At 42.5% G+C, this 18,349-nt stretch carries 8 protein-coding genes; all 8 read left to right on the forward strand.

Going from position 1 to position 18,349, the window contains the following annotated elements; genetic code table 11:
- Positions 1-74 precede the first annotated feature (74 nt).
- The 8 genes from AAA970_RS02630 (at position 75) to AAA970_RS02665 (ending at position 18,308) form a co-directional block, all read left to right on the forward strand.
- A complete protein-coding gene (locus tag AAA970_RS02630; protein WP_338235880.1) occupies positions 75-3,479 on the forward strand; it encodes a S8 family serine peptidase in 3,405 nt (1,134 codons plus the stop codon).
- Between the two features lie 637 nt (positions 3,480-4,116).
- Positions 4,117-7,104, forward strand: a complete 2,988-nt coding sequence (locus AAA970_RS02635) for a SusC/RagA family TonB-linked outer membrane protein (RefSeq protein WP_338235881.1) — start codon at positions 4,117-4,119, stop codon at positions 7,102-7,104.
- Positions 7,105-7,115: 11 nt separating this feature from the next.
- Positions 7,116-8,750, forward strand: a complete 1,635-nt coding sequence (locus AAA970_RS02640; protein WP_338235882.1) for a RagB/SusD family nutrient uptake outer membrane protein — start codon at positions 7,116-7,118, stop codon at positions 8,748-8,750.
- Positions 8,751-8,800: 50 nt separating this feature from the next.
- A complete protein-coding gene (locus tag AAA970_RS02645) occupies positions 8,801-10,270 on the forward strand; it encodes a SusE domain-containing protein (RefSeq protein ID WP_338235883.1) in 1,470 nt (489 codons plus the stop codon).
- A 1,127-nt stretch (positions 10,271-11,397) separates the two neighbouring features.
- Positions 11,398-14,427 (forward strand): SusC/RagA family TonB-linked outer membrane protein, encoded by a 3,030-nt coding sequence (locus AAA970_RS02650; protein WP_338235884.1) that lies wholly within the window; start codon positions 11,398-11,400, stop codon positions 14,425-14,427.
- A 19-nt stretch (positions 14,428-14,446) separates the two neighbouring features.
- Entirely contained in the window at positions 14,447-16,135 is a 1,689-nt protein-coding gene (locus AAA970_RS02655; RefSeq protein WP_338235885.1) for a RagB/SusD family nutrient uptake outer membrane protein, read from the forward strand.
- 54 nt (positions 16,136-16,189) lie between these two features.
- Positions 16,190-17,290 (forward strand): SusE domain-containing protein, encoded by a 1,101-nt coding sequence (locus AAA970_RS02660; protein ID WP_338235886.1) that lies wholly within the window; start codon positions 16,190-16,192, stop codon positions 17,288-17,290.
- Between the two features lie 526 nt (positions 17,291-17,816).
- Entirely contained in the window at positions 17,817-18,308 is a 492-nt protein-coding gene (locus AAA970_RS02665) for a hypothetical protein (RefSeq protein ID WP_338235887.1), read from the forward strand.
- The last annotated feature ends 41 nt before the right edge of the window (positions 18,309-18,349 follow it).

The raw sequence follows: 18,349 nt of genomic DNA on the forward strand, positions 1-18,349 counted from the left end.
TAGTCCTGATTTCTTTCCAAATTAATAAGGAAAAGAGAAAGCTTAACCTATAAACTTTGCCTAACACAACAGTAATGAAAATATTAATAAGACTTCTTTTTATTTGCCTGCCTTCTTTCCTGATGGCCCAAAGTACCGATAACCTCCGGAAGGTTGGAGGTGACTTAAAAGTAGCCTATGAGCTCAATATGGAAAAAGCCCGTGCTTTGGCCCGAATGCAAAATGCGCCCCTGTCTTTTAAATTGAAAGATGGTCGGACGGCATTTTTGGATGGACACCGGGGCGAACAGCTAATTTATATCACCAATTATAATAAGCAAGCCGCCATAACCACCGGGACAGTAAAGCTGGGGGATGGTGGTGATTTTCGCCTGGATTTAGAGGGGGAGGGCATGCGTATCGGCCTGGTGGAAATCGGCGATCCGAATTTTAACCATGTGGAATTGGTGGGCCATATTGAACGTTTTGGGAATAGTTCCTCCTCCAATACACCGGGATCTCAGGACCATGCAACGCATGTCGGAGGAACCATGGTGGGCGCCGGAGTAAATGCTGACGCCAAAGGAATGGCCCCCAAGGCGCAGCTTGTGAGCATGTCAGCAGCAGGAGACTTGAATAAAATGGCCACACAGGCGGAGGAAGGTTTGTTGATTTCTAACCATAGTTACGGCACCATCCGCGGATGGGACGGAGACCGTTGGTTCGGGGATGCCAGTGTTACGACCAAGGAAGATTACTTATTCGGTTTTTATGATTCCAAGGCACAGGATATTGATCGCCTGGCCTATAATGCGCCACACTATTTAATCGTCTGGGCGGCAGGTAATGACCGGGGAGATGCTCCCTCCAATTCCACCGTTCGCCCTGAAGTGGAAAAAAGAGTGGACGGTCCCTATGATTGCTTACCTCCGGAAACGACGGCCAAAAATAGCCTGACCATCGGAGCGGTAAGAGAAGTGTTGAATTATTCCGGGCCCCAGGATGTGGACATGAGTGATTTTAGCTCCTGGGGGCCTACAGATGATGGCCGCATTAAGCCGGAGCTCGTGGGGAATGGGGTAGGCGTGCTGTCTGCTGCAGCCTATAATTCCTCTTTTGAGTTGGATAATGAGGTTTATAAAACCCTTCAGGGGACTTCCATGGCGGCTCCAAATGTGGCTGGTTCTCTTTTGATTCTTCAGGAATTGTATGGGCTTTATCATCAGGGAGAATATATGCGGGCCGCTACTTTAAAAGGTTTGGCCATTCATACTGCCAGAGAAGCAGGTTCCTCCGTAGGGCCCGATTATTCCTTTGGTTTTGGTTTATTTGCAGCCGATCGAGCGGCTTATTTAATTCAGAATGAACACCAGGCGAATTATCAAATATTGGAAGATTCCTTAATTCAGAGTCAGACCAAGCGCTATGAGGTAGTAAGTGACGGTCAGCACCCTTTAATGGTCACCCTTTCCTGGACAGATCCGGAAGGAAGCTCTCCGGCAAAATCTTTGAATCCGCGGGATCCGGTACTGGTAAACAATCTGGATGTAGTGGTGAAAGATCAGGCCGGGACCTCTTATTATGCCTGGTCTTTAGATCCGGAATTTCCTTCCAGAGCCGCTACCAATGCTGCCAAAAATGATGTGGATAATAATGAAAAAGTTGAAATCGCCCTTCCTGCCGCAGGAACCTATACGGTAGAGGTATCGCATCGAGGTGCTTTAAGAGATGGAGGGCAGTCTTTTAGTTTGATTACTTCTGCGGGTCCATTAGAAGAAGAAAAAGATATTTTGTACTGGGTAGGTGGCAGTGGAGATTGGACAGACGGTACGCATTGGGCCGAGCAGTCCGGTGGGGATGCGGTAAATCGAATTCCGGATGAAGGAACGGATGTTTTGATTGATTCCAATTCCGGTAACCCTACAGTGGCCCTGATAGGAGCACCGGTGGCAAATTCTTTGACCATTTCTGCCGGAAACCTGAATTTATCCAACAGAACCCTGGCTTTGAATGGAGCATTAATATTAAAAGGGATCGGACAAATCAGTAATTCAGGCGTGATCGACCTTCGGGCTTCAGGAGGAGATTTAATTAATGTAAATGTTCAAAAAGAAATTGTCAATGGTGGCATTAACCTCACCGGGGCGGAATCTGCCGTATGGAATATCCGTGGTGAGCTGAATGCCCAAAGCCTGAACCTCAACGGAGGAACCTATTATATCGAAAATCTGCGTTTACAAGATATAGAGGTCAGTAATACGAATGCGCCTACATTGATGTATTCAGAAGGGGATTGGACTGTGGCAAATCGAATAGATTTTTCCAGTGGGGGAAATGCAGACTTAAATCAGGTAAGACTGGCGCTGACCAATGAAAACAGTAGCACCATTAGTTTATCCACGGGAGATGCCCTATTGGGCGCAATTGCCGCAAATGTGCCTGTTAACCTCTCCGGAGGTGAGGGTAAAATTCAGTCGATTGTAACCGCTTCTCCATTAAACGTTCTGAGTGATGCCACCATTGACAGCCTCTTCCTAAGGACTGGGGCGGCACTGGAGGTGCAGGCGGACCAGCGATTGAGTATTTCCGAACATATGGAAGGGATGGGACAGGAAGGAGCCTTGATGAATTTCAGTGGCGGTGAAGCTTCGGTGCTGTATAGTAATGCCCGCAGATTTTGCATGGATTATCTGAATATAGACGGCCTGAGTGTAGATGGGGCGGCGGTATTTGCTTCCGGAGATCATAGTCTTATCACCAATGCGACAGGCTGGGTGGAAAAAGATTGTGATGACATCATTTTCGCGCAAATGGACGTGGACTTTGCTTGTGCAGAAGGGGTGGCTTCTTTGACTTCCCTGAGCTCAGGGAGGATTTCAGAAACCACCTGGACCATCACCAAGGAGGATTATTCAGAAGTGATTCAGGGGGAGGATGTTGATTTTGTATTCCCGGAATCAGGAGAATATGAGGTGAATTTAAGCATCTCCAATGAAAATAATGAGCGAGACAGTTTTTCGGAAATTGTTTGGGTAGCGGAGAATACCATTAATGCGCGCCCATTGGTGCAGGAATCCGGCTTTTATATTACCCAAACCGTAGGAACCGATTATGAGTGGATTGTGGACGGGGAGGTTATTCCGGACTATAATCAAGGCTATTTTCAGCCGGAAGGAGAGGTGGGGAATATTGAGCTTTTTGTTGCGGATGGTACTTGTAGAGTGGTGCTCTCCTATGAAAATGTCTTATCTGTAGATTCGCTGGACCAGGTCAGATTAGTGCCCAATCCGGTGACCGACCAGGCCTCCTTGTTTTTGCCAAATGTAATGGGGCAGGTAGAATTGGTAATATTAAATCATCAGGGAGTGGCCCTCGATCGACAATATTTTTCAGATAAGCAAGAATTGAATTTATTGACGGATCAGCTGCCTACCGGCGTCTATTTGCTGGAAATAATCACAGAAGGAAATCGCAAGGTTTTGCGATTTGTGAAAAAATAGAGAGGTTATTTTGTGAAATTGATACCTTAAGCGGTTTAAGTAATCAATGAATCAGTTCATTTTCTTTTCCCTTATTTTAGGCGTGTATCTTCTTGTGTGATAAAATTGAATTAAAAATTGTCTAAAAACCGATTCTTTTAGGATCGGTTTTTTTTGTTGAATTCAGGGAGACCCGAGGGTTTGTTTTCTGCCTGAGCTTAAGTAGTTGATACTTAAGTTAAAGGGTGGGATTTGTGTTATTAGATGTTGGTTTTATTTATGATAAAAGTCATGATTGCTTGTATGAAATTAAACTTATGAAAGATGTAGTTTCCTATCAAATTTTTTTAAGTCAATTGTTTAAAGTTAAATTAGTGTTGCAGATTTTAACGTAAATCTAATTAAAATCCTGTTTTACTTGAGTTTTTAATAGAAAAATCCATGGATTATGATGGTTTTCGCAATCGGATGCGTAAACGATTGCGGAAAATTAATCAACTCAGTTCTCCCTTATTGTGCATTGTTTGACTTCCTATTTTTTAAAATTGAGCAAAATTACAAAGGTTTAATACGGTCAAATTTTGAAATTTTCAAAAAGCCCCTATTTGTATTATTCTAATGTGATGTTTGATGGAAACTTTATTAACCAATGTAAGCAATGACTAATTACTACTTAATCCGTAGGTCGCTTTCAATGGCAATCCTGTTCACTTTATTAACATTAACAGGTTTTGCACAAAGAGTTATTACCGGAACGGTAATCTCAGGAGATGATAGTGAGCCTATTCCCGGTGCCAGTGTGTTGATCAAGGGTACAACCCGCGGAACCATTACCAGTTTTGATGGAACCTTCCAGATGGAAGCCGAAAATGATGATGTTGTACAGGTATCTTTCGTCGGATATTTGCCACAAGAGATCTTGGTAGGGAACCAAGAGAAATTGGATGTGGTTTTAGCCACAGATGTAAAAAACCTGGAAGAAGTTGTGGTAATCGGTTACGGTTCGGCAAAGAAGGAAGACCTTACCGGATCTGTGACGGCCATTACCGCCTCTGATTTTAACCAGGGAGCCATTTCTTCTCCTCAGGAATTATTGAACGGTAAAGTACCAGGGGTACAAATTACCACCGCTGGTGGTGCTCCCGGTTCTGGTGCAACCATCCGTATTCGTGGAGGAGCATCCCTGAATGCCTCCAATGATCCTTTGATCATTATTGATGGAGTTCCAATGGATAACGGTGGTGTAGCCGGTATGCGTAACCCATTGAATACCATTAACCCAAATGATATTGAGACTTTCACCGTATTGAAGGATGCTTCCGCTACTGCTATTTACGGTTCTCGTGCCTCTAACGGGGTAATCATCATTACCACCAAAAAAGGAGCTCAGGGTAAGATGTCAGTGGATTATACAGGAACGGTATCGGTAGGTCAGGTGGTGGAGACGGCTGATGTATTGAACGCCAATCAGTACCGTGAATTAACACAGCAGGTATTCCCGGAAAATGCACACCTTTTGGGAGATGCGAATACAGACTGGCAGGATGCGGTATTCCGTACGGCAGTGTCTACCGATCACAATGTTTCTTTAGCGGGTTCTGTAAAAGACTTTTTGCCTTACCGCGTATCAGTAGGATACAATAAAAGCCAGGGGGTTTTAGAGGATTCAGACATGGAGCGTACCACGCTTGCATTGAATTTGAACCCTAAATTCTTTGATGATCACCTGAGTACAAATGCTTCGGTAAAAGTGATGGGCGTTTCCAATAACTTCTCCAACGAAGGAGCCATTGGGGCAGCCACTTCTTTTGATCCTACGCAACCTATCCGCTCAGGAGATGATAAGTATGCCAATTTTGGTGGTTATTACACCTGGTTAGATGCCAATGGAACGCCTCAGTATTCTATTGCGCCGGGCAACCCAATGGCCTTGATTGATCAGCGTGCTGATCAGGCAGATGTATTCCGCTCGGTGGGTAACTTACAGTTGGATTATAAATTCCATTTCCTTCCTAAACTGAAGGCGAACCTGAACATGGGTTACGATTACTCCAAATCCAACGGAAATGTATTGGTTTCCGGTCAGGCTGGTTTCGATCAGGGTGCGGCGCGTAATGACGGAACTATCCGTAATTACGAGCAAACCAAAAGAAATGAGTTGTTGGATTTCTACTTACAATACGCAGATGACCTGCCAGCAATTGATGGTAAGTTCGATGTGATGGGAGGTTATTCCTATCAGTATTTCAGAACAGAGGATTATGCAGAGAATATGTTCGGAAACGGTAACTGGCAACAGGATTCCGTTCAAACTTTCCGTAACCACAACAACCTGCAGTCTTTCTTTGCCAGAGCCAACTTCTCGGCTAAAGGTAAATATTTAGTAACTGCGACCGTTCGTGCCGATGGTTCTTCAAGATTTAACCAAGAGAACCGTTGGGGTATCTTCCCTTCCTTGGCTTTGGGTTGGAACATTGACAAAGAAGGTTTCCTTTCCAGTGTTGAGGCGATCTCTAGCATGAAGATCCGTGCAGGTTACGGGATCACCGGTCAGCAGGATATCGGATCTAACTTCGGTTATATGCCGGTATATTCTACTTCTCGCCCTGGTCATCAGTATTCTTTCTACAATCCGACCACCGGTCAGTGGGAGATTTTTGATACCATGCGTCCTTCCGGATACGATGAGAATTTGAAATGGGAAGAAACTACGACCTGGAACGTGGGTATGGACTACGGTTTATTCAATGACCGCGTAACCGGTTCCCTGGAGGTTTACTACAGAACAACAGATGATTTGTTGAACTATGTGCCGGTACCGGCAGGTTCTAACCTGACCAATATGCTGACCACTAACGTTGGGGCAATGATGAACAAAGGTTTCGAATTTGATATTAACACCAAATTGATCCAGACTTCTGATTTGCACTGGGATTTCGGTATCAATGCGACTTATAATGTCAACGAAATCACTTCCTTGACCATGACGGATGACCCGAACTATGAAGGGGTTAGAACCGGAGGTATTGCTGGTGGGCAGGATTTATATGCGCAGCGTCACCGCGTAGGTTATCCAGCATCTTCATTCTTCCTTTATGAGCAGGTATATGATGCCAATGGCACACCTGTGGAAGGAATGTATGTGGATCAGAATGGTGATGGCGTGATTGATGAAAACGATTTGGTTTACTCCGGTAACCCTGCTCCGAAATGGATGCTTGGTTTCACAACGAAACTAACCTATAAGAACTGGGATTTCTCTATGGCCGGCCGTGCTTACCTGGGGAATAAAATCTACAACAACGTTTCTTCGGACAAAGGGAACTATAACGCCATGCACACTTCCGGTCAGATCACCAACAACGTGCATGCATCGGTTTACGAAACCAATTTCCAGAACCCACAATTGTTGTCGGATCACTACCTGGAGAATGGTTCATTCTTCCGTATTGACAACGTAATGGTCGGTTACAACTTCTTCAATGTATTCGGTTCTGATATGAACGCCCGCGTTTACGGTACCGTAAACAACCTGGCCGTTTTCAGCCCATACAGTGGTTTGGATCCTGAGGTATTCGGTGGTATGGACAACAACCTGTATCCTCGTCCAAGAACCTATATGTTAGGAGTGAATTTGACATTCTAATCTGAAGCAAAATGAAATTATCATATATCAATAAAGCAATGGTAGCCGTGTTTTTAATGGCGGCTACCCTGTTGACTTCCTGTCTTGGTAAATTGGATTTGGATCCTATCGATCCGAATGACAAAACTACAATTGACACCGAAGAAGAGTTCTTTCAGTACCTGGTGAAGCTATACGCAGGTCTGGCGAACACCGGTCAGGGTGGTAACGCTGGCGGTGACCTGGGTGGAGGCGATGAAGGAGCCACCCAATACTGGCGGGTGTTCTGGAACGCTCAGGAATTTCCTACTGATGAAGTGGTGAATACCTGGACCGATGAAGGAGCTCCTCAGATGTCATTCATGACCTGGTCGGCCAACAACCCATTCGTTTTGGGATTGTATAACCGCATCTATTACCAAATCTCTGCCACCAATGAGTTCCTGCGTCAGGCTAAAAATGCGCCGGCAAGCTATGAGGATCTACCTGCATGGAAAGCGGAAGCACGTTTCTTAAGAGCATATTCTTACTGGCATGCATTAGATTTCTTTGGAAATAAGGTGCCTTTCGTAACGGAAGAAGATCCGATTGGGAAATTTTTCCCAAATCCGGCAGGTACACAGGAAAGAGGTGAAGAGCTTTTCATGTTTATTGAAAAGGAATTGAAGGAAATCGTTGGGGATGGAGAAAGCCAGGAAGAGGTGCTTCCGGCAGCGAAAACAGCCTGGTTGGGTCGTGCTGACAAAGGGGCCGCTTATATGGTTTTGGCAAAATTATATTTGAACCATGCCGTTTATTTAGGTGGAGAAGTAGATGGCTATTATCAGGCCGGACGCAACTACTTGAATAAAATGATTGCTGAAGGAGGTTATTCCCTATATACGCAGGGCGGTTCCGATAATGGTTATGCTTCCTCTGCTTACCAGCGATTGTTTATGGCGGATAATGAAAGAACGCATCAGGAAGCCATCTTCATGATCATGTCTGATGGATTGAATATGACGCATTGGGGAGGTACAACTTATATGATTGCTGCTGCAACCGGTGGAGAAATGGATGCCGCTGAAATGGGAATCGGTTCCGGTTGGGCAGGTAACCGTACCACGAAAACCATGGTGGAAAACTTTGATGCAGATAATGCCGGAGATCGTGCCATTTTTGCTACGGAAGAGGAAGGCCAGTCGCTGGAAATTGATGCTTATGAGCAGTTCACCCAGGGCTATGGTGTAAAAAAATGGAAGAATGTGAAGCAAAACGGAGAAGATGGAGAGAATAATGACGGCGTATTTTGTGCGACCAATATTCCGGTTTTCCGTTTAGCAGATGCCTACCTGATGTTGGCGGAGTTTGACCTGAGAATTTCAGGAGCAGTAACGGCTACTTCACAAGGATTGGTCAATCAGGTACGTGCGCGTTCCAACGCCAAAGCCCACAATGGTTCATGGAATTACGACTTTCTTCTGGAGGAGCGTAACCGTGAGCTCTACTGGGAAGGTCACCGTCGTACAGACCTGATTCGTTTTGGGAAATTTACCCAGGGCATGAGCTGGCCATTTAAAGGAGGAAGCAAAGAAGGAACTGATGTTGCTAACCATTTTGCTTTGTATCCAATCCCGGCAGCAGATTTGGGTGCTAACCCGAACCTGACCCAAAACCAAGGATATTAATTTTCCTGGCCTGTCAACTGGCAGGCCTACTAATCTTTGATTTTATCATCATGAAAAAATATATGATCTATATGTTGTCGGCATTGTCTATTTTGTCGACATCATGTAAAGAAGATGATCATGTAGTGGCTTCTGACCCTGTTTCGCCAGAAATCATTACAGATATTCAAGCTGAGAACAGTTTTGAAATTGCTAATGCCAATGAGCATTGGGACAATGTGGCCTGGTCTGATGCAGACTATGGATTGTCACTTGCGGTAAAATACTATGTGAATTTGGCGGTGGAAGATCAGTCTCCCATCACAATCGCGGAAGTAAGCCGTCCGGAGGCAAGCACTGAGGTATTAAGCGGAACCGTCAATAATGCTGCAATAGCATTAGGGATTGCGCCGGGGACTACGGGCGAATTGAATATTTTCGTTACCTCAAAAGTGTATAATGACAAAAATGATGTAGTAGATGGTTATGAATTGTCTTCCAATGCAAAGCCATTTAATGTAACGCCTTATGCATATGTTTCCCCGGTTCAAACTTCTGACCTTGCAGGAGTAGAGGAAGAGTTGCTGAAGGAAAATGCAAAAAGTGAATGGGCAACATTCTCCTGGGAGTTGGCCAACTATGGATTGAATGTTTCCTATAAATATACGGTAGTAGCACATGCGCAGGTAAATGGCGAAGAGGCAACTGCTGATGTGAAATCGGTTTCCGGTCAGGCTTCCGAGCTAACCGTTACCGTGGAGGAAGTGAACCGCGCCGTACTGGCCTTAGGAATTGGGGCTGATGAAGCGGGACAGGTTTCCTTTACCATTAATGCGATGGTGGAAGGCGGCGAGGAAGATGGTATTGCGTACGAAACTTTATCTTCTGAGGCTTCTGACGCGGTAAGTATTTTGCCTTATCTGGATATGCCAATGTTTGGATGGAAAGTTGGAAGCCGTAATGGTTGGGATCCCGGTGATCAGGATTCTTTCCGTTTCTATGAATTAGAAAAAGGAGTGTACACTGGTATTCATGAATTTGAAGCTGGAGAAAACTTCAAGATGTTTTTACCTGGAAAGGACTGGTTGGGTTATGCCTATTTCTCAGGCGGTGCAGATGCAGATTTCTCAGAAGATGGAGATGGAAACCTTGTATATAATGGTTCATCTGAAGTAAGAAAATTGGTGGTTGATGATAACGCGCAAACTATTTTCTTCGAAGAAATTGAGTCCGAGGATATATATTATAAAGTAGGTTCTGAAAATGGCTGGAATGATACTTCCAACCCGAACTACGATCAATTCAAGCTTTATAAGCGTTACGACGGCGTTTTCGAGGGGACCCTTGATTTTGTCTCTGGAGAAGAGTTTAAGTTTGTTCCTGAGGCAGGTAGCTGGAACGGAGAACTAAGTGGCGCTACTTTCCCAGTGAAATCTCCTGAATTATCAGGAGATGGTAACATTGAGTTCAATGGAAGCACCGGAACCTATTCCATGAAAATGGATATAGCTGCCGGAATACTGGAGGTAATAGCGCAATAAGCATCTGATACCTTATCGCATTTCTTTTAAAACCGCCCTAGTGGCGGTTTTTTTTGTTTCTGAGCTATTCCTATATAACCCGAGTTATTAATGGTTAAATCCTCTTTTTACCACTTGCCGGGAAAAATGAAGGAATAACTTCCTGTTTCGAGTTTTTTGCCAAGGCGGTAGAGGAATGAGGAGAAAGTTAGTTCTCCGAATTGGGGTTTTTGATATTTCAGTAATATAGATAGCAATAAATCGATGACAGGTGCTTTTTTGAGACTAACGAAAGCAAAGAACGAATTACTCAGTTTTAATTCTACTTTATCTGATATTAAAAAAAACAAGTTTAGGGGGCGCAGAGTATATACTGCTTTCTTAAACAAGCAGCTGTTTACGCAAATGATGGAGCTGAAATTTTACTTCCTATTTTTTGAAGATATTACGAAAGTCCAAATTTTGGTTCTATTGGACCCGAGCCGGATGTCGGAATTAATTATGAATCCCTTAAAATCAGAAAACCGCAGCCGGACTTCTTTTTTTTGACTGACTGCTTCTTTGACTTCCAATATTAGGCTTTAATCTCTTACAGTACCTGATAGAAATGCCCTCATGGAGCCTTAAAATCACTCAACATTAAAGTTGATAATAGATGAGAAGGCTTATTATTGGAATTTTAATTGATGGAGGTTTTTTTTAAAAATTTGGAATGGTCCTCACTTTGTTGTTTAAGGTTAAATTAATTTTCAGTTTTTTGAAAAATCCGCAGCAAGGCTAAAAATATCTCATTTTTTCAGGGGGAAGTAGATGATTCTGATTTTTTGACTAAAGAATTGTTAATAATTAACCAATATTATTGCTGCTATTTACATTTCAGGGGTTTCTTGGTGTTGAAAATTGCTATTGTTTTAATCGATCTGCCCGAAAACGATTGCGGCCTTTTTTTGCTAAATACTCTATATCGTGCGGAGATTCTGACTTAAATCTTTTTTAAGATTGTATAAATAATTACTGACAAAGGACTCCTGTTTTTAAAACTTTTTAAAAAAAGACCTGAAATCAGATTATTTCGCAAAAAAATGCTCAAAACTTACTTTTTACATTTTTTTAATAAAGTCCAATAAAACTATTTTCAACCAACAGCTATGACAAAATACTACCAATTGCGTAGAACGTTCTCGCTGGCTGTGCTTTTCACCTTGTTTTCGGTGGCAGCATTTGCACAAAAGATGATTACCGGGACGGTAACATCGGCAGAGGACAATGAGCCCATCCCTGGGGCTAACGTGCTAATCAAAGGTACTGCTTCTGGTACAATCACTGACTTTAATGGTGCTTTCCAGTTGGAAGCAGCTGATAGTGATGTGCTAGTGGTGTCTTTCGTGGGTTTCACCCCTCAGGAAGTAACCGTAGGTTCACAAACTAAAGTAGACGTTCAACTGGCTACTGATGTAACCAGTTTGGAAGAAGTTGTGGTAATCGGTTACGGTTCCGCTAAGAAAGAAGATTTGACGGGTTCTATTCAGTCCATTAATGCTTCTGACTTTAACCAAGGTGCAATTACCTCCCCTCAGGAATTGTTAAATGGTAAAGTTGCCGGTGTTCAGATTACTACTGGAGGTGGTGCTCCAGGCGCTGGTGCAACTATTCGAATTCGTGGAGGATCATCCCTTTCTGCATCTTCGGATCCATTGATTGTGATCGACGGTGTGCCGATTGATAATGGAGAGGTTTCTGGTATGCCTAACCCACTATCTACTATTAACCCGAATGATATTGAGACATTTACTGTACTGAAGGATGCTTCTGCAACAGCGATTTATGGTTCACGTGCCTCAAATGGTGTGATTTTGATTACCACTAAAAAAGGAACTAAGGATTTTACAGTTTCTTATACTGGTAATGTTCAGGTTTCTACGCCAATGAACACCGTGGATGTGTTAAATGCTAGTGAGTATCAGTCAGTAGTAAATGAGCGTTACGGTGAAGAGAATCGCTATAATGAATTCATGGGGATTGCAGGCGAAAATGGTGAACGCCAGATGTATAATACAAATTGGCAAGATCAAATTTTTCAAACTGCAGTTTCTACAGAGCACAATGTGGCCGTTGGAGGAACTTTAGCAGAGGTATTACCATATCGAGTATCTGTAGGATATAACCATAATGAAGGGGTGTTAAAGTCGTCAAGCATGGATAGAACCACTGTAGGCGTTAATTTGACTCCTAAGTTCTTTGATGATCATTTAAAAGTGAGCGTAAATGCAAAGTATTCCAATATCGCCAACCAATTTGCTGATGCAGGTGCTATTGGAGCAGCGGTAGCTTTTGATCCTACAAAACCAATTCATATTGAGGATCAGAAATATGGCGGGTACTTCGGTTGGGAAGATGCGGATGGCGCACCTAACATTTTGGCACCAGCCAACCCAGTAGCACTTTTGGAACAAAAGTCTGATAAGTCCAGTGTTAATCGTTTTATCGGTAACATGACTTTAGATTATAAATTTCATTTCCTACCTGATTTGAAGGCCAACTTGAATTTGGGATATGATCATTCTAAAAGTGATGGAAATGTATACATTGATCCACTTGGGGTTTTTGATGTGGAATCGTTCAATAAAGGAGGATATCACTCTTGGTTCAACCAAACTAAGAAGAATGAGCTGTTAGATTTTTATTTACAATACAACAAGGATATCTCTGCTATTGATTCTCGTATTGAGGTAATGGGAGGTTATTCCTGGCAACACTTCTGGTGGGAAAAGCTTGACGCAAATGAATTTGCCGATGGTACTCACCGTGGAGATACTGATGTATTGTCTCGTTCAGAGAATTATTTAGTGTCATTCTTTGGTCGTGCTAATTTCAACTTCAAAGAGCGTTTGAACTTAACTGCTACTTTGCGTCAGGATGGATCCTCTCGTTTCGTTGGAGAAAACCAGTGGGGACTTTTTCCTTCCTTTGCAGCGTCCTATAACTTCAAAAAAGACGGTTGGTTGAAAAATTCTTCAGCAGTTTCTTCTTTGAAATTTAGAGCTGGTTGGGGTGTGACGGGACAGCAGGATGTTGGATCCGATTACCCAGCTTTTGGTACTTACTCACGTGGTTTATCTTCCGCTCAATATGTGTACTACTCACAAGATGGAGTTGGAACAGTCATTCCTGTAAATACGCTTCGTCCAAATGCTTATGATGCGAATTTGAAGTGGGAAACGACCACTACCACTAACGTTGCTTTTGATTATGGATTCATGGATGAAAAGCTGACAGGTAGTGTGGATGTTTACTACAGAGAAACAACTGATTTGTTGAACCAAATTCCGGTAGCAGCAGGTACTAACTTCCGTAACCAGGTGATCACCAATGTTGGTTCAATGGTGAATAAAGGGGTGGAATTCTCGATCAATTACAGAGCGATCCAAACTTCAGATTTCAACTGGAACATGTCATTCAATGCGACTAGAAACTTCAATGAAATTACGAAATTGACCGCTGTTGATGATCCTAATTATAAAGGTGTATTGACTGGTGGAATCGAAGGTCCTACAGGTCAGACTGCTCAGATCCATGCTACTGGTCATACTGCTTACTCTTACTATGTGTATCAGCAAGTATACGATGAGAATGGACGCCCACTAGAAGATGTATTCGTGGATAGAAATGGTGATGGCCAGATCAATGAGGATGATAAGTATATCTCTGATAAAAATGCTACACCAGATTGGATGCTAGGTTTCTCCTCTAACATGACTTATAAAAATTGGGATTTCTCTTTTGCATTGCGTGCCAACCTAGGAGTTTACAACTACAACAACGTAGCTTCTCAAAACGGTAAATTTACCAATGTGAATACCGGTAATACTTTTGTAAATAATCTTCACAGAGATATTTATAATACTGGCTTTAATGGTAATTTGGATGAGGATCGTTTTTATCAGTCAGATTATTTCATTCAAAAGGCAGATTTCTTGAGAATGGATAATATCATGGTAGGTTACAACTTCTTTAATGTGATGGGATCCAAAATGAATGCTCGTGTTTATGCAACCGTAAACAATGCATTTGTAATTACTCCATACGAAGGAATCGATCCTGAGGTATTTGGTGGTATGGATAATAACTTCTACCCACGTCCACGCACTTATTTGCTAGGCGTTAATCTTACTTTTTAATCAATAGGAGATTAAGATTATGAAAATCAATAGAATAAAAAATATTTTTACTGCCATCGTTTTATTGATGGCGGTAGGCTTCTCTTCTTGTGTTAATGACTTGAATGTAGAGCCAATTGACCCAAACTTGGATACTGCTAATCGTATTTATAAGACCGAGGCAGATTTAGCCCAAGGATTGGCAAAAATGTACGCCGGACTTGCCGTGACTGGACAAAAAGGACCAGATGGTGATGGCGATATTGATGGTATCGATGAAGGGGCGTCAAGTTACTGGCGCGGTTACTGGATGTTGCAGCAGCTTCCAACCGATGAGGTTTTGAACGGTTGGGGGGATCCTGGAATTCCAGCGCTTAACAGAGTAAATTGGACTGCCTCCAATGGTATGGTAACCGGTTTCTATTACAGAATTATGTTCCAGGTGACTTTGGCAAATGAGTTTATTCGTCAGGCGAATAATATCATGCAGCCTGATTGGCAGGCAGCTCCTGGTTATGTGGCGGAGGCTCGTTTCCTAAGAGCATTTGCTTACTATCACGGTCTGGAGAACTTCGGTAACATCATCCCGAAGGTAACTGAGGAAGATGGTGTTGGTGCATTCCTTCCTCCTTCCTGGGGAGAGCTTGGAGGAGATGAGTTGTTCATGTACATCAAAGGAGAGTTGGAAGATGTTATTGCCGGAGATGCTCTTGTAGAGCAGGGAGCGGTAGGGCAAGTAACTAAGGATGTAGCGCGTACTTTGTTGGCGAAGATGTTATTGAATCATGAAGTGATTTTAGGTTCTTCTAATACGGCTTTTTACGCAGAGGCAAGTCAATTATTGGAGACGGTAGCAGCCAACCACTCTTTAAATACACAAGGTGGAGTAAATGGTAATAACCTGATAGGTGGTGATGGTGACCTTATTACGGTAAATGACGGCCAGGATTTTAGTGCTTATCAAGTATTATTCATGGCAGACAACTGGGAAAAAACGAATGAGATTATTTTCTCTATTAACTATCACCATCAGTTTGTTCAGACTTGGGGAGGCATGACCTTCTTGGTTTGTGGATCTGTATTAGGTGGAGAAGAAACCATGAATGCTGCAGAGTTTGGTGTGAGTGGTGGATGGTCAGGTAACCGCATTACCAAAACATTGGTAGATAAGTTCGATCGTGCAAATGATTTAAGAATTGCTGAAAATCAATTATTGTTTACCAAAAATCGCGGAGATGGTACTATCACGGAATTGGCGAACTCTAATCAGGGTTATGGTGTGGGTAAATTCAGAAACCTGATGAGCGATGGTTCCTGGGCCGGAAACGAAGGAACCAATGAGCGTGTCGATAATAATGTTCCTGTATTCCGTTTGTCAGATGTTTATTTGATGTTGGCAGAATTAGATCTTCGTCAGGGGAATGCGGTTTCTGGAGCGCACCTGGATATGATCAATCAAATTCAAAACAGAGCTGGATTGTCTGATGTTAGTGCAGGAAATGTAACCTTGGACTGGTTGTTGGATGAGCGCGCACGTGAATTATACTGGGAAGGTCAGCGAAGAATGGACTTGATTCGTTTCGGTAAATTCTCAGGTGGAAGTTATGTGTGGCCTTTTAAAGGAAATACCGTGAATGGTTCGGCTGTAGATGCTAAATATGAATTGTATCCAATTCCTACTGCAGACCAAACGGCTAACCCGAACCTAAACCGTAACCCTAATTATTAATCTGTAGCTATGGGGTGTAGAAGCCCCATACCTGAATTTTTTAAGGATATTATCATGAAATACGGATATAAATTAATGATGCTATTGTTAGGGAGCACAATGATGTTCTCGGCATGTAGTGAAGATAATAGTTTTCCTCGCTTGGATCCTGAAGTAGCGGTTCAGCCAGGTTTTGATCACACTTTTGACCAGTCTGAATATGTGCTAACAAAAGTGGACGAGTCGGGAGAAGTTATTGAAGATAACACCTGGCAGGAGTTATCTTGGGACGCTGCTCAATATGGCTTAGAAGTGGTTCCTGGATATAAAGTACAAGTTGTAGTTGAAGATCAGATGGCTACGGTTTTGGAAACAGCAGAAACTTCTGCGGCTATATCTATTAAACAAATAAATAATGGAGTATTGGCAGCAGGAGTGGCACCTGAAGCTACTGCAAACGTGACCATCAAGATTCAATCAGATTTAGCGGGTCAGCGCGTATTGTTTTCTGAGGAAGTCACTACAGTTATTACTACTTACAACCCTGAGCCTCCTCATATCTTCAAAGTTGGGTCTGAGAATGGATGGAATAATCCAGATGCTGATGATTTTGCTTATATGAAGCTTTACGAGCAAGAAGGACATGAAGATAAATTGTTTGAAAACACCATTAAAATGAAAAATGGTGAAGAATTTAAGTTTGTGTTAGTGGATGGCTCTTGGGACGCGCAGGTTAATGGTGGAAATACTACGGTTTACGCCGCTTTCAATTCTATCTCTGGTGATGATAACTTCAAGTACACTGGCGAAAGCGGTGATCAGTTGTTGACAGTTGAGTTTGTTGCAGAGAATGAGTATAAAATGTTCGTAGGTAGCCGTGTGTACATGGTTGGTAGTGCGAATGATTGGAATAAACCTGAGGCTGAGCGCAGAAATGTGATGGAAATTGAAGATGGAGTTTATAAAATTACTCAGAAAATGACGAAAGGTGAGCAATTCAAATTGGTTTACACTCTTGGAGACTGGAATGATCAATTGAATGGTTCGAACTTCTCTAATACGACAGATCCAAACTTCTCAGGAGATGATAATATTTCATTCTCAGGTAACGACGGTGTTTATGAAATCACTTTTGATACCAACGAAGGAACGATTACTTCTACTTTGGTTGATTAATAAGATAGACGACTAATCAATTCTTAAAATATAAAACCCACCCATTGCGGTGGGTTTTTTTATGCCCTCTTTTATGTCATTTCAGCTAGCGAAAGCCTAAACGAAAGCAGTATATACCTGAGTTTAGAGTTCGCGCCCGAAAAGTCGAATGCATTTAGAGCGCTGAAGCAGGCTTATGATAAGTTGAAGTAGCAAATGCTGAAGGTGGATTTTAAAAACCTCCAGGATTTGAGGTAGACGATGGGAGGATATTGGGCTTGAAAAGCTAAATGGATTTTAATTTTCCCAATGTTTTATTGTGAATGTGTTGTAATTCATTGATTTGTAGTTTAATAATGCTCGTTTTTGAAAACAGGATCTTTTGTTACAGCTGTACGGATCCTTTACAATAAGTGTATTAATATTGAACACTACCTGAATATATATTTTTTAAAATATGTGTTGTTGATGCCTGAGAAGCCTTTTGATTTCTGGCACTCCCTTGGCAATAGTGGTGGTAAATACCAAACCTTAAAACACCACTATTATGAAAAACTTACTGTATTTACTCGGAATCTGTGTTTTGTTGTTCACCTTCTCTTGCTCGGATGACGATGCCCTTGTTTCCCCTCAGACTTCCGGTGATTCAAAAGATAGTCCGGAGGCTGATTTTGCCCGGGCGATTCATGGAGATTGGACTTTAAATGCACAGTCCGATCTGAATAATTTGTTCAGCGACCTTGAGCTTTCCATTTTATGTAGTAGTCCACGAACGGCTTCAGGGAAAATTTATGCGAATAATGTACCCGAAGGGCTTGATTTAGGAACAGATTGGGAGTACGTTAACGGAACCTATTACACAATTAAATTAAGTGGGGAGAATGCCAATGTGATTTACCCTCAAATTATTTTCGTGGATGAAAGCGGAAATCCTCAAATACCCAATAATCAAAGCAAAATTTTGGTGAGATTCCGGGTTGAAAATGCGGATGATCCCCGATACTATGGCACTCATGAATTAGAGTTTATTGCCAGGTAAAAAGGCGATAACCATAAGCTTTTTTTTTTAGCCGAATATGG

The sequence above is a fragment of the Persicobacter diffluens genome, from assembly GCF_036244895.1.
GTDB lineage: Bacteria > Bacteroidota > Bacteroidia > Cytophagales > Cyclobacteriaceae > Persicobacter > Persicobacter diffluens.

Coding starts and splice junctions, on each gene's coding strand:
- AAA970_RS02630 (WP_338235880.1), top strand. CDS start 75: ATGAAAATATTAATAAGACTTCTTTTTATTTGCCTGCCTTCTTTCCTG.
- AAA970_RS02635 (WP_338235881.1), top strand. CDS start 4,117: ATGACTAATTACTACTTAATCCGTAGGTCGCTTTCAATGGCAATCCTG.
- AAA970_RS02640 (WP_338235882.1), top strand. CDS start 7,116: ATGAAATTATCATATATCAATAAAGCAATGGTAGCCGTGTTTTTAATG.
- AAA970_RS02645 (WP_338235883.1), top strand. CDS start 8,801: ATGAAAAAATATATGATCTATATGTTGTCGGCATTGTCTATTTTGTCG.
- AAA970_RS02650 (WP_338235884.1), top strand. CDS start 11,398: ATGACAAAATACTACCAATTGCGTAGAACGTTCTCGCTGGCTGTGCTT.
- AAA970_RS02655 (WP_338235885.1), top strand. CDS start 14,447: ATGAAAATCAATAGAATAAAAAATATTTTTACTGCCATCGTTTTATTG.
- AAA970_RS02660 (WP_338235886.1), top strand. CDS start 16,190: ATGAAATACGGATATAAATTAATGATGCTATTGTTAGGGAGCACAATG.
- AAA970_RS02665 (WP_338235887.1), top strand. CDS start 17,817: ATGAAAAACTTACTGTATTTACTCGGAATCTGTGTTTTGTTGTTCACC.